General features: G+C 66.7%; 12 protein-coding genes. 9 read left to right on the top strand and 3 right to left on the bottom strand.

Features of this window, described 5'->3' with window-relative positions; genetic code table 11:
• Positions 1 to 6 precede the first annotated feature (6 nt).
• From BKM74_RS08650 to BKM74_RS18510, 3 genes are all read left to right on the top strand, one after another.
• Positions 7 to 1,350: a branched-chain amino acid ABC transporter permease gene (locus BKM74_RS08650; RefSeq protein WP_086465299.1), complete on the top strand. Its 1,344-nt coding sequence runs from the start codon at positions 7 to 9 to the stop codon at positions 1,348 to 1,350.
• Positions 1,351 to 1,424: 74 nt separating this feature from the next.
• On the top strand, positions 1,425 to 2,600 hold the full coding sequence (locus BKM74_RS08645; RefSeq protein ID WP_086465298.1) for an aminotransferase class V-fold PLP-dependent enzyme: 1,176 nt from the start codon (positions 1,425 to 1,427) through the stop codon (positions 2,598 to 2,600).
• Positions 2,601 to 2,694: 94 nt separating this feature from the next.
• On the top strand, positions 2,695 to 3,054 hold the full coding sequence (locus tag BKM74_RS18510) for a hypothetical protein (RefSeq protein ID WP_140056049.1): 360 nt from the start codon (positions 2,695 to 2,697) through the stop codon (positions 3,052 to 3,054).
• A 27-nt stretch (positions 3,055 to 3,081) separates the two neighbouring features.
• Here the strand turns inward: BKM74_RS18510 and BKM74_RS08635 are convergent, their stop codons facing one another.
• Positions 3,082 to 3,966, bottom strand: a complete 885-nt coding sequence (locus tag BKM74_RS08635; protein WP_086465296.1) for a polysaccharide deacetylase family protein — start codon at positions 3,964 to 3,966, stop codon at positions 3,082 to 3,084.
• Between the two features lie 62 nt (positions 3,967 to 4,028).
• Here BKM74_RS08635 and BKM74_RS08630 point away from each other — a divergent pair, with 62 nt between their 5' ends.
• Positions 4,029 to 5,318, top strand: a complete 1,290-nt coding sequence (locus BKM74_RS08630; protein ID WP_086465295.1) for a M20 family metallo-hydrolase — start codon at positions 4,029 to 4,031, stop codon at positions 5,316 to 5,318.
• A 3-nt stretch (positions 5,319 to 5,321) separates the two neighbouring features.
• On the opposite strand, the gene BKM74_RS08625 is transcribed toward BKM74_RS08630, so the two are convergent.
• Complete coding sequence (locus BKM74_RS08625) at positions 5,322 to 5,738, bottom strand: nuclear transport factor 2 family protein (protein WP_086465294.1); 417 nt, start codon at positions 5,736 to 5,738, stop codon at positions 5,322 to 5,324.
• A 79-nt stretch (positions 5,739 to 5,817) separates the two neighbouring features.
• Between BKM74_RS08625 and BKM74_RS08620 the strand changes: the two genes are divergently transcribed.
• From BKM74_RS08620 to BKM74_RS08600, 5 genes are read left to right on the top strand one after another with little or no spacing between them, the layout of a single operon-like run.
• Positions 5,818 to 6,189 (top strand): hypothetical protein, encoded by a 372-nt coding sequence (locus BKM74_RS08620; RefSeq protein WP_086465293.1) that lies wholly within the window; start codon positions 5,818 to 5,820, stop codon positions 6,187 to 6,189.
• A 58-nt stretch (positions 6,190 to 6,247) separates the two neighbouring features.
• Positions 6,248 to 7,498 carry a sarcosine oxidase subunit beta family protein gene (locus BKM74_RS08615; protein WP_086465292.1) on the top strand — a complete coding sequence of 417 codons (1,251 nt, stop codon included), beginning with the start codon at positions 6,248 to 6,250 and terminating at the stop codon, positions 7,496 to 7,498.
• Positions 7,499 to 7,508: 10 nt separating this feature from the next.
• Complete coding sequence (locus tag BKM74_RS08610; protein ID WP_086465511.1) at positions 7,509 to 7,790, top strand: sarcosine oxidase subunit delta; 282 nt, start codon at positions 7,509 to 7,511, stop codon at positions 7,788 to 7,790.
• On the top strand, positions 7,787 to 10,813 hold the full coding sequence (locus BKM74_RS08605) for a sarcosine oxidase subunit alpha (protein ID WP_086465291.1): 3,027 nt from the start codon (positions 7,787 to 7,789) through the stop codon (positions 10,811 to 10,813). Before BKM74_RS08610 ends, BKM74_RS08605 begins: the two co-directional genes overlap by 4 nt.
• On the top strand, positions 10,806 to 11,339 hold the full coding sequence (locus BKM74_RS08600; protein ID WP_086465290.1) for a sarcosine oxidase subunit gamma: 534 nt from the start codon (positions 10,806 to 10,808) through the stop codon (positions 11,337 to 11,339). The genes BKM74_RS08605 and BKM74_RS08600 overlap by 8 nt, the downstream gene beginning before the upstream one ends.
• On the opposite strand, the gene BKM74_RS08595 is transcribed toward BKM74_RS08600, so the two are convergent.
• Complete coding sequence (locus BKM74_RS08595; RefSeq protein ID WP_086465289.1) at positions 11,336 to 12,226, bottom strand: FkbM family methyltransferase; 891 nt, start codon at positions 12,224 to 12,226, stop codon at positions 11,336 to 11,338. The genes BKM74_RS08600 and BKM74_RS08595 overlap by 4 nt on opposite strands.
• Positions 12,227 to 12,247: the final 21 nt, after the last annotated feature.

Below are 12,247 nucleotides of genomic sequence, written 5' to 3'. Positions count from 1 at the left end.
ACCCGCATGACCGGCCCGCGGCACCTTCTCCGGGCCGGTCTTGCCTGCCTGTTTCTGGCACTGCTGCTGGTGCCGCTGGGCGGCTGCGGCACCGATATTGCCCGCAGCGCCGCCTGCGAGCGGTTCCTGTCGGTTCTGGAGCCGGGCTATGCCCGCATCGAGTCGCTGCGCTGGCGCCACCCCGAGGGCGCGCTGAACCCCGAGGACACGCTGAACAATGTACGCGGCGAGTATCGGTTGACGGGAAGCGGTGTAACCCGCTGGATACGCTGCGACTTCGCCGCCGAGGCCCAGGAGGATGGCAGCTTTGCCCTGACCCGGCTGGAAACCGACCGCGAGGGCGTGTTTAGCCCGGTCCAGCGCCACATGCTGTTCCTGGCGCTGAGGCTGGCCGGCCCTGCCCCGGAACGCCCGGCCTCCCCCTGGCAGCCGGCCGCCTATTTCCTGCAGCAGCTGCTGAACGCGCTGACCGTCGCCAGCCCCTATGCGTTGCTGGCGGTCGGTTTCACGCTGATCTACGGCATTATCGGCAGGATCAACTTCGCCTTCGGCGAGATAGCGATGCTAGGCGCCTATGTCACCGTGCTGCTGGCCGTGCTGGCGGGAGAGGCCGGCGGTACCTTGTCCAATCCCCTGCTCCTGCTGGGCCTGCTGATTGCCGTCATGGCAATCACCGGCCTGTATGGCTGGCAGACCGAGCGGCTGGTGTTCCGCCCGCTGCGCCACAGCCCGTCCCACGCCGTGCTGATCGCCGCCATCGGCCTGTCGATCTTCCTGCAGGAAGGCGTGCGTCTGGTTCAGGGCACGCGCGACCGCTGGCTGCAGCCGGTCTTTACCGGACGGTACCGCATCGCCGACAGCGGCGATTTCGCGGTCTATGCCAGCCTCGGCCAGCTGATCCTGATTGCCACGGCAAGCCTGCTGCTGGCGGTACTGCTGACGCTGCTTGCCCGGCACCGGATCGGCCGGGCGATCCGGGCCTGCGGCGAGGATGCCCGCATGACGGCGCTGCTCGGCGTGAATGTGAACCGCACCGTGGCGCTGTGCTTCGCCATCGGCAGCGCCTATGCCGCGGCAGCCGGCCTGCTGCTGGCGCTCTATTACGGCGGGGTAAATTTCCACATGGGCTTCCTGATCGGCTTCAAGGCGCTGGCGGCGGCCATTATCGGCGGTATCGGCTCGGTGCCGGGCGCCATTCTGGGCGCGCTGGTCGTCGGCATGCTGGAAACCTTCTGGTCCGCCTATTTTACCGGGGCTTACAAAGATGTATCGGTTTTCGCCCTGCTGGCCGTGATACTGATTTTCCGCCCGCACGGACTGCTGGGGCGGCCCCAGGGGCGCGGAGACTGAGGCGTTGCCTCCGCGCACCGGCGATGACAGGCTGCGGGATCAATTCAGAACGACAATCAATCAGGGGCTTGGACATGGGTTTCGATGTGGCACGCGCCCGGGCGGAGACGCCGAGCTGCGAGACGGTCATCCATCTGGCGAATGGCGGGGCCGGGCTGATGCCCACGCCGGTGCTGAACGCGGTAAAGGATCATCTGGATCTGGAAGCGCAGATCGGCGGCTACGAGGCGCGGCGCGCGCGGGACGACCAGGTCGAGGGGCTGTATGAGAGCGCGGCGCGCTATTTCAACTGCTCGACCGACGAGATCGCCTCGGTGGAGAACGCGACCGTCGCCTGGGACATGGCCTTCTATTCGATGTCCTTCAAGCCGGGCGACCGCATCCTGACCGCTACGGCCGAATATGCCAGCAACTATATCGCCTATCTGCAGGTGGCCAGGCGCACCGGCGCGGTGGTCGAGGTGGTGCCGAACGACAATAGCGGCCAGCTCGACGTCAAGGCGCTGGAGAACATGATCGACGGCCGGGTGAAGCTCATCAGCGTCACCCATGTGCCGACCAATGGCGGGCTGGTGAACCCGGCCGCCGCCATCGGCAAGGTCGCCCGCGCCGCCGGCATCCCCTACCTGCTGGATGCCTGCCAGTCCTTCGGCCAGATGAAACTGGACATGCAGGAGATCGGCTGCGACATGGCCTCGGTCACCGGGCGGAAATATATGCGCGGCCCGCGCGGCACCGGCCTGCTCTATGTCCGCAAGTCGATGCTGGACAAGCTGGAGCCGCCCTTCCTCGACCTGCATTCGGCGCTGTGGACCGGCCCCGACAGCTACGAAATGCAGCCGAACGCAAAGCGCTTCGAGAACTGGGAGAAATATGTCGCCGGCCAGATCGGCCTGAAGACCGCCATTGATTATGCGCTGGGCTGGGGCATCGACGCCATCGAGACGCGCGTCACGGCACTGGCCGACGGCTTCCGCGACAAGCTCTCCGCCATCCCCGGCGTCACCGTGCGCGATCTGGGGGAGAGGCGCTGCGGCATCGTCACCTTCACCCGCGACGGCGTGGAGCCGGAGGCGATCATGGCGGCGATGAGCGCCAACAGGATCAACTGCTCGGTCTCCCGCATCAGCTCGACCCGGATCGACATGACCCAGCGCGGGCTTGAGAAGGTGCTGCGCACCGGCGTGCATTACTACAACACGGAAGAGGAGCTGGATCGCTTCCTCGAGGTGCTGGAAAGCGTGAAATAACAGGGGAATAAGGCCCGCTGCTGCATGATGCCGTTGCATGGCTGCGGGCTGGCCCATGCCATCTTAGCGTTACTCCCGACTAGCGGGCGGCGCGATGCTGCGTCTGGCCGCATCGTGCGGCCCGTGCCGGACGGCGAAAGGCGCCCTTGTTTCGAGGGAGAACGCCCTGTCGTCGATGCGAACCGTCCGGCGGCAACTCCGTGTTCCAAGAGCCATTCCGGTCATGAACGCGTTTCTGATGCTCGGCCTTGCCGTGCTGCTGCTGACTGTCTTCTTTTACTTCTCCCGCTATCTGAAACAGCTTTCGTCCCGACCGACCGGCAAGCTCGCCGGCGTCGGCGGTCAGGGAACCGTGGGCGATGCCGGCTGGTTCGAGATGTTGGTGATCGTCGATCTGGTCGTGCTGATTGCCGGCCTTATCCTCGCCGTCAAGGGCACCATGGGTCTGTTCTGATCGGCCTCTAGCCTAGGGCGCCCTGTCTCAGGGCACCACGCCCGCCGGCTGCGCCAAGGCGTGCGCGGCGATAGCGCCACTGTGGGTGAGCCAGATATCACTGCGCTTTGACGCGATATGGCTCAGCGCGCGCCGGAGATGGCGCAACCGGTGCGGCTGGCCGACGATATAGGCATGCAAGGCAATACCGAAGACCAGCGGCTGGTTCTCGGATTGGCGGAGCATTTCCTCGAAGGCATCGACGATCATGTCGGCGAAGACATCGCCCTCCACCTTGCGCGCGACAATTGCCGGTATATCGTTGATTTCCTGGGGATAAGGCACGGCAAGGATGCGTCCCTGCCGGGTCTTCATCCAGATCGGCTGATCGTCAGCGCACCAGTCCAGCACATAGCGGTAGCCGGCCTCCTGCAGCAGGTCGGGCGTCACCCTGCTCTCCGATATCCAGGGGCCGAGCCAGCCTTCCGGCCGCCTGCCCTCATGCCGCTCAATGATCGCGGTCGCCTCCGTGATCAGCGTGCGCTCCGCCGCCTCGTCCAGCACGCCCTGGCGTTCGGCGTTGGTGCGGCCATGGCCGACCACCTCGTCGCCGCGCGCCCGGAAGGCATCCATCAGCTGCGGGCAATAGCTATAGATCTCGCTGTTCACCAGCACGCTGACCGGAAGATTCAGCGCGTCGAACAATTCCAGCATGCGCCAGGCGCCGACCCGGTTGCCATAGTCGCGCCAGGCATAATTCAGCACGTCGGGCTGCGGCCCGCCCGGCGCCAGCTCCGCCCCCAGCCCCTCGCCAAAGGCGAAATGCTCCAGGTTCAGCGCGATATAGACCGCCAGCCGTTTTTCACCCGGCCAGCGATAGTCCGGCCGGCCAACAATCGGCACATAGTCATAGCGGCCATGGGTCGGGAGCATTCAAACCTCGCGATGCGGATGTTAAGGTTGCGCCGAATTCCGAAGAAGAAGGAGCATAGCTCATGACCGATACCGCTTCCCAGTCCGCAGCGTCCAAGGCCACAGCACGGCCCAACCTGGTCGGCCCGCTGATCGACGAGGCGCGGCTGTGGGACCGCCATGAGACGCTGGGCGCCATCGGCGGCACGGCCAAGGGCGGCGTGAACCGGCAGGCGCTGACCGGCGAGGAGGTGGAGGCGCGCAAGCTGATCGCCGGCTGGGCGAAGGAGCTGGGCTTCAGCATCGCCAGCGACCCGATCGGCAACATGTTCATCCGGCGCGAAGGTACCGATCCCGACGCCGCCCCCGTGGTCTCCGGCTCCCACATCGACACCCAGCCGACCGGCGGCAAATATGACGGCGCGTTCGGCGTGCTGGCCGCTTTCGAGGTGCTGGAAGCGCTGGAACGCAACGGCGTAAAGACCCGCCGCCCGCTGGAAGTCGGCATCTGGATGAACGAGGAAGGCAGCCGCTTCCAGCCGGGCTGCGTCGGCTCCGGCGTGTTCACCGGCCGCAAGAATCTGGACGAGATTCTGGCCATGACGGACCGTGCCGGCATCAGTGTGCACGACGCGCTGCAGCCCTGCCTCGCCGCCACGCCGGACGCGGAAAGCCGCCCGCTGGGCACGCCGATCCACGCCTATCTGGAGGCGCATATCGAGCAGGGCCCGCGGCTGGAGGCCGAGGGGCTGCAGATCGGCGTCGTCACCTCCATCCAGGGCATGCGCCGCTTCGAGATCGATATCGAGGGCGAGGAAGCCCATGCCGGCACAACGCCGCGTGCCAACCGCAAGGATGCGCTGTCCGCCGCCGTGCGCGTGATCGCGGCGCTGGAAGAGCTGATGCACGATCCGGACGATGTGGTGCGCTTCACCGTCGGCCGCATGGAAGTCTCGCCCGGTTCGCCGAACGTGGTGCCCGGCCATGTGCATTTCACCATCGATTTCCGCCATCCGGACATGGACGTCCTGAAAGAACGCGGTGATGCGGTGGAGCGGATCGCCAAGGAGAAGGCCGCACCCTGCCCGGTCACGGTGAAGGGATTCGGCACCAACCCGCCGGTGCATTTCCCGAAGGAGATCGTGGATATTGTCCGGCGCGGCGCCGAGCGGCTGGAACTGCCCTCAATGGACATGCCCTCGGGGGCGGGCCACGATGCCGGGCTGATCAGCGCCGTCGCCCCGGTCGGCATGGTGTTCGTGCCCTGCGAGAGGGGCATCAGCCATAACGAGCTGGAACGCGCCAGCGCCAGCGACCTTGCCGCCGGGGCGCGCGTGCTGGCCGAGGCCATGGTCGAACTGGCGAACAGCTAGCCCTCACTGCATCGCGCGGGGGCGGCTGGGGTCGTCCTCGTCTTCCTCATCGGGCTGTTCCCGGGTCGGGCCGGCCTGATGGTGGACGAGACGCCACTCGCCCTCCTCCCGCACGAACAGGTTGGTGGCGATCAGGAAGCCTTCGGGAAAGGCCTCGAAGCAGGTGACATAGGCGGCATCGCCCAGCACGAAAGCCCGGGCATTGCGCGGGCTGGCGGCGGGCGTGTTGCCGGCATTGCCCAGAATGCCGCGCCAGCTTTCCATCACCGCCTCGCGCCCTTCCAGCACCCCCCAGCCGGGATGAATGCAGGCGACCGGCGCATGGCGTGCCCACAAAGCTTCCATCGCCGCGTAATCATGGCCGGCGAAAGCGGCATAGAACGCCTCGTTGGCGAACAGCAGCGCCATCCTGTCATGCATGATCGTCCCCCTCCTGCCCCATTTTGCAGCCAGCCTTGCACCATTGCCTTGCAGCCATAGATGGTGTTTCTGCAGGACCATGGAAGATGACGATCTGCAACAACGTCTGCGCGCAGTGCTGACTGGCTGTGCCCGTCGCGGCGAAACCATTGCCTATCTGGAACTCGCCCATGCCGCCGGCATGCAGCCGCCGCATCTGGTCCACCGCGTCACCGAGGCGCTGGAGGAGATGCTGCGCGCCGACCATGCGGCCGGGCAGCCGTTGCTGGCGGCGCTGGCGACGCGCAAGGACGGGCTGATGCCAGGCCGCGGCTTCTTCTGGCTGCTGAACGAGATGGGAGTCTATGACGGCCCGCCGGAGGGCGAGGAAGCCATTGCCCATTACCGGGCTTTGCTGGAAGAGGCCATCGCCTACTGGTCCGCTGACAGCGCAGGCGGCCATGCAGGCTGACCCGTTCACGCGGTGCGAGCAACCCGTTATGCTGCCCGCGACCTGTTAGGAGAATACCGTGCGCCGCTATTCGATCTGGGCCCTGGCCCGCAACGCGCTGGGCTATCACGAGGGGTGGGAGCGCGCCTGGCGCAGCCCCGACCCGAAGCCGGACTATGACGTCCTCATCATCGGTGGCGGCGGGCACGGGCTGGCGACCGCCTATTACCTCGCCAAGGAGCATGGCATCACCAATGTGGCGGTGCTGGAAAAGGGCTGGATCGGCGGCGGGAATACCGGGCGCAACACCACCATCGTGCGCTCCAACTATCTGTGGGACGAGAGTGCCGCCCTCTACGAACATTCCCTGAAGCTGTGGGAAGGGCTGAGCCAGGACATCAACTACAATGTCATGTTCAGCCAGCGCGGGGTTATGAACCTGGCCCACAACCTGCACGATCTGCGCGAGCTGAAACGCCGGGCGCATGCCAACCGGCTGAATGGCATCGATTGCGATTTCCTGAGCCGCGAGCAGGTCGGCGAGTTCTGCCCGCTGATCAATTTGTCGCCCGATATCCGCCACCCGGTGCTGGGCGCCACCCTGCAGCGGCGCGGCGGCGTGGCGCGGCACGATGCGGTGGCCTGGGGTTATGCCCGCGCCGCCGATGCGCGCGGCGTCGATATCATCCAGAATTGCGAGGTCACCGCCATCCTGCGCGAGGGCGGCAGGGTCACCGGCGTCGAGACCAGCCGGGGCACCATCCGGGCGAAGAAGGTGGGCATCGTCACCGCCGGCCATTCCGGCGTGCTGACCGGCATGGCGGGCTTCCGCCTGCCGGTCGAAAGCCACCCGCTGCAGGCGCTGGTGTCGGAGCCGGTGAAGCCGATCCTCGACACGGTGGTCATGTCGAACACCGTGCATGCCTATGTCAGCCAGTCCGACAAGGGCGAGCTGGTGATCGGCGCCGGCATCGACACCTACACCTCCTATTCCCAGCGCGGCGGCTTCAATGTCGTCGAGGACACGCTGCACGCCATCGTCGAGCTGTTCCCGATGTTCAGCCGGATGCGGATGCTGCGGCAATGGGGCGGCATCGTCGATACCTGCCCGGATGCCAGCCCGATCCTGTCGAAGACGCCGGTCGAGGGCCTGTTCATTAATTGCGGCTGGGGCACCGGCGGCTTCAAGGCCACGCCCGGCTCCGGCCATGTCTTCGCCCACACCATCGCGCGCGGCGAGCCGCATCCGCTGGCAGCACCCTTCAGCCTGGAGCGCTTCACTACCGGCAAGCTGGTGGACGAGCATGGCGCCGCCGCCGTCGCCCATTGAGGATCAAGACATGCTGACCATCCCCTGCCCCTGGTGCGGCGAGCGCGACGTCCACGAATTCCGCTATGGCGGCGAAGCGCATCTGAAGCGCGAAAGCCGCGCCGACACCCTGACCGACGCCGAATGGGCCGATTTCCTGTTCCTGCGCGCCAACCCGAAGGGCGACCATGCCGAGCGCTGGTACCACGCGCATGGCTGCCGGCGCTGGTTCAACGCGGTGCGCAACACGCACACGGATAGGGTGCTGGCGGTCTATAAGCCGGGCGAGAAGAAGCCGGAGGCAAGCCAGTGAGCCAGTCGCACCGCCTTCCCGATGGAGGCCGGATCGACCGGTCGCGCAGCCTCTCATTCCTGTTCGACGGCAATCGCTATGAGGGCCATCCCGGCGATACACTGGCCTCGGCGCTGATCGCCAATGGCGTGCATCTGGTCGGGCGCAGCTTCAAGTATCACCGGCCGCGCGGCATCTTCTCCGCCGGATCGGAGGAACCGAACGCGCTGATCCAGCTCGGCCTCGGCAACCATACCGAGCCGAACCTGCGCGCGCCGCAGATCGAGCTGTATGACGGGCTGGTGGCATCCAGCCAGAACCGCTTCCCCTCGCTTTCCTTCGACCTGGGGGAGGTGAACGACATCGCCGCGCCGCTGATCCCGTCCGGCTTCTACTACAAGACCTTCATGTGGCCGAAGCGCGGCTGGATGACCTATGAGCGCGCGATCCGGCGCATGGCCGGGCTTGGCCGCGCACCGGACGGGCCAGACCCGGATACCTATGAGCACCGCCACGCCCATTGCGACGTGCTGGTCGCCGGCGGCGGCGTTACCGGCCTTGCGGCTGCGCTGGCGGCAGGCCGCGCCGGGGCACGGGTCATCCTCGCCGACGAACAGGCGGAGTTGGGTGGCTGGCTGCTCTCGGAAGGCGAGGACGGCACCCGTATCAGCGGCAAGCCGGCCGCCGACTGGGTGGAAAAGACCGTGGCCGAGCTGGCGGCGATGGAGAATATCACCCTGCTGCGCCGGACCACCGCCTTCGGCTATTACGACCATAATTGGCTGGGGCTGGCGGAGCGCGTGACCGACCATCTCGGCCCCTTCGCCCCGGCGCATCTGCCGCGCCAGCGGCTGTGGAAGCTGCGCGCGAAGCAGGTGGTGCTGGCGGCCGGTGCCATCGAGCGGCCGCTGGTGTTCGCCGGCAATGACCGGCCCGGCATCATGCTGGCCGGCGCGGTGCGCAGCTATATCGCGCGCTATGGCACGCGGCCGGGCAATGCGCTGGTCGTCGTCACCAGCAATGACAGCGGCTACCTGACGGCGCTGGAGGCGCACCGGGCCGGCATCAGTGTCGCCGCCATCGTCGATACCCGCGCAGACGCTACCGGTCCCCTCGCCGCCCCCCTGCCCCAGGCGGCACGCGAGGCCGGCCTGCGAATTTATCAGGGGCATGGCGTCATCGGCACCACGGGCCGGCTGCGCGTCGATGGCGTGCGGCTGGCGAAACTCTCCGCCGATGGCGGCCGCATCGAGGGCAAGGGCTTCGGCATTCCCTGCGATCTCGTCGCCATGTCCGGCGGCTGGAATCCCAATGTCAGCCTGTTCTCGCAATCGCGCGGCAAGCTGAGCTTCCGCGAGGCGGACGGTGTGTTCGTGCCTGGCCAGGCGACCCAACCGTTACGCAGCGCGGGCATGGGCAACGGCGTGCTCTCAACAGCCGACTGCCTGACGGAAGGCTTCGCCGCCGGGGCGGCGGCTGCGAACGATGCCGGCTTCACCGGCCGCAAGGCGCCCAGCCTGAAGATCGAGGAGCCGGAGGTCCCGGCAGCCGCCCCCATCTGGCTGCTGCCGCCGGAAAAGCCGCTGGCGCGCGCGAAATGCTTCGTCGATTTCCAGAACGACGTCACCGCCGCCGACCTGAAGCTGGCGGCGCGCGAGGGTTTCCGCTCGGTCGAGCATGTGAAGCGTTACACCACCACCGGCATGGGCACCGACCAGGGCCGCACCAGCAATGTGAACGCGCTGGCAATCCTGTCCGCGACGCTGGGGCAGGATATCCCGGCGGTCGGCACCACCACCTTCCGCCCGCCCTATACGCCGGTCGCCTTCGGCGCCATCGCCGGGCGCAATATCGGCAGGCTGTTCGACCCGGTGCGCCGCACGCCAATCCATGACTGGCACGAAGCGAACGGCGCGAAGTTCGAGAATGTCGGCCAGTGGGTGCGCGCCTGGTACTATCCTAAAGCCGGCGAAACCCTGCACGCCGCCGTGAACCGCGAGGTGAAGGCGGCCCGCACCACTGTGGGCATTCTCGACGCCTCCACCCTCGGCAAGATCGAGGTGAAGGGGCCGGACGCGGCGGAGTTCCTGAACCGCATCTATACCAATGCCTGGCTGAAGCTCGGCATCGGCAAGGCACGCTACGGCCTGATGCTGCGCGAGGACGGCATGGTGTTCGACGATGGCGTGACCGTGCGGCTGGCGGAAGACCGGTTCCTGATGTCCACCACCACCGGCAACGCCGCGCAGGTGCTGGTGCATCTGGAGGATTACCTGCAGACCGAATGGCCCGACCTGAAGGTGTACCTCACCTCGGTGACGGAGCAGTACGCCACCATCACCATCAACGGGCCGAAGAGCCGCGATCTGCTGGCGAGCCTGACCAGCGATATCGACACCGGCAATGAGGCCTTCCCGCATATGAGCCTGCGCGAGGGTACCGTCGCCGGCATCCCGGCGCGGATCATCCGCATCAGCTTCACCGGGGAGCTGTCCTACGAGATCAATGTCCGCGCCAGCCGGGGCCAGGAACTGTGGGAAGCGCTGATGCAGGCCGGCGAAAAGTTCGGCATCACCCCCTATGGCACCGAGGCGATGCATGTGCTGCGCGCCGAAAAGGGCTTCATCATCGTCGGCCAGGAAACCGACGGCTCGATGACGCCGGACGATCTCGGCATGGGCTGGATCGTCTCGGCGAAGAAGCCGGATTTCGTCGGCAAGCGCTCGCTCGCCCGGTCCGACACGATGCGCGAGGGCCGCAAGCAGCTGGTCGGGTTGCTGACCGAGGACCCGAAAGAGGTGCTGGAGGAAGGCGCGCATGTCGTGGAGACGGTGCTGGACAAGCCGCCCATGCCGATGCTGGGGCATGTCACCTCCAGCTATTACAGCCCGAATGCCGGACGCTCCATCGCGCTGGCGGTGCTGAAGGGCGGTCGCGCGCTGGTCGGAAAAACCCTGTCCGTGCCGATGGCCGACAGGGTCATCAAGGTGACGGTGACCGAGCCGGTCTTCTTCGATCCCAAGGGGGAACGCGCCAATGGCTGACACGATGACGGACACGGCGGTGCGGATCGCCCCGTTGCCGCCCGAAGGCAGGCTGATCCTGCGGTGCGATGCCTCAGACAGGAAGATCGCCGCTACCGCGAAGAAGGCGCTGAGCATCGCTCTCCCCACCGACCCGCTGACCAGCAACGCCGGCGACAAGGCGACCGTCTGCTGGCTCGGTCCGGACGAGTGGCTGCTGCTCTGCGCGGAAGACGACCGCGAAACCTTGCAGACTGCGCTGGAGGCGGCGCTGGCCGGGCTGCATGCCTCGGTCGTGGATGTGTCGGATGCCTATGTCGGCTTCGCGATCACCGGCCAGAAGGCCGCCGAGCTGCTGGCCAAGGGCTGCGCCATCGATCTGCACCCGGAAGCCTTCGCGCAAGGCAAGGTGGTCCGCACCCTGCTCGCCAAGGCCGATATTACGCTGCTACGCGACGCGGCGGGTTTCCGGCTCTATGTGCTGCGCTCCTTCGCCGATTATACCGGCCTGTGGCTGGCCGACGCGGCACGGGAGTATGGCGGCTAGGACGGCATGTCGGCCGGCGCGAAGGGCGGCAGCTCCGCCAGCGCGCCGGCATGGTGCGCAGCCTGTTCCTCGGTGAGGTACAGCACGTTGGTTTCGGTCGCCCCGCCGAAGATATTGTAGGTATCGCCCCGGAAATTATCCGGGTTATAGGCCGTCGCCCTGGCCGTCCAGCCGCGATACCCCAGCGGATGCAGCACGGCTTCCACCGCCTCGGCACGGCCTTGTGTTGTCGCCTCCACGAACAGGGCGGGATGCAGCCGTTCTAGCGTGCCGGCCATGCCGCGCAGCACCTCTGCCTCCATGCCCTCCGCATCGATCTTCACCAGGTCGAGCCGGTCCAGATTGAGATCGTCGGCGCAGATCATCGGGATCGCCTCGAAGCTGCGGCTGGTGGAGTGCACATCGCGAAAATGCACCGCACCGAAATTGCCAGCCTTCGCATAATCGACGGGCGGCGGCAGCACATGGTCGGTGCGGTCGCCGGCGAGCGCATTCAGGATCAGCACCTGCGTATGGCCGTTGGCGGCGACACTGCCGGACAGGCAGGCATGGATATAGCGCTGCGGCTCCACCGCGATCACCCGCCCCTGCCGGCCGACCATCTGCGCGAAGGCCAGCGTGTGCGCCCCCAGATTGGCGCCAACCTCCAGCACCGTGCCGCCCGGCGCCACGAAGCCGCTCATAAGGCCGATTTCCGATTCCGCCCATTCGCCATAGCGCCGAAGCGATTCGCCTATGGTGGTGTCGCTGCGCGGAACCAGCATCCAGCCATGCCGCGTCACAATCACATCGACCGCGCCGGTATGCAGGGCCGGCGGCGGCGGCGGGAACAGCGTACGCTTTACCTTACCCGCAATACGGCGGGCCTGCCGGGCTAGGACGCTCATGGGAGATGTGTCCGGTCGCTG

It is taken from the genome of Oceanibaculum nanhaiense (assembly GCF_002148795.1).
Taxonomy (GTDB): Bacteria; Pseudomonadota; Alphaproteobacteria; order Oceanibaculales; family Oceanibaculaceae; genus Oceanibaculum; species Oceanibaculum nanhaiense.
This window is presented reverse-complemented; position numbering and strand designations above follow the sequence as displayed.

Coding starts and splice junctions, on each gene's coding strand:
- BKM74_RS08635 (WP_086465296.1), bottom strand. CDS start 3,966: ATGCTCCCGACCCATGGCCGCTATGACTATGTGCCGATTGTTGGCCGG.
- BKM74_RS08620 (WP_086465293.1), top strand. CDS start 5,818: ATGGAAGATGACGATCTGCAACAACGTCTGCGCGCAGTGCTGACTGGC.
- BKM74_RS08625 (WP_086465294.1), bottom strand. CDS start 5,738: ATGCATGACAGGATGGCGCTGCTGTTCGCCAACGAGGCGTTCTATGCC.
- BKM74_RS08600 (WP_086465290.1), top strand. CDS start 10,806: ATGGCTGACACGATGACGGACACGGCGGTGCGGATCGCCCCGTTGCCG.
- BKM74_RS08610 (WP_086465511.1), top strand. CDS start 7,509: ATGCTGACCATCCCCTGCCCCTGGTGCGGCGAGCGCGACGTCCACGAA.
- BKM74_RS08595 (WP_086465289.1), bottom strand. CDS start 12,226: ATGAGCGTCCTAGCCCGGCAGGCCCGCCGTATTGCGGGTAAGGTAAAG.
- BKM74_RS08650 (WP_086465299.1), top strand. CDS start 7: ATGACCGGCCCGCGGCACCTTCTCCGGGCCGGTCTTGCCTGCCTGTTT.
- BKM74_RS18510 (WP_140056049.1), top strand. CDS start 2,695: ATGCTGCGTCTGGCCGCATCGTGCGGCCCGTGCCGGACGGCGAAAGGC.
- BKM74_RS08645 (WP_086465298.1), top strand. CDS start 1,425: ATGGGTTTCGATGTGGCACGCGCCCGGGCGGAGACGCCGAGCTGCGAG.
- BKM74_RS08630 (WP_086465295.1), top strand. CDS start 4,029: ATGACCGATACCGCTTCCCAGTCCGCAGCGTCCAAGGCCACAGCACGG.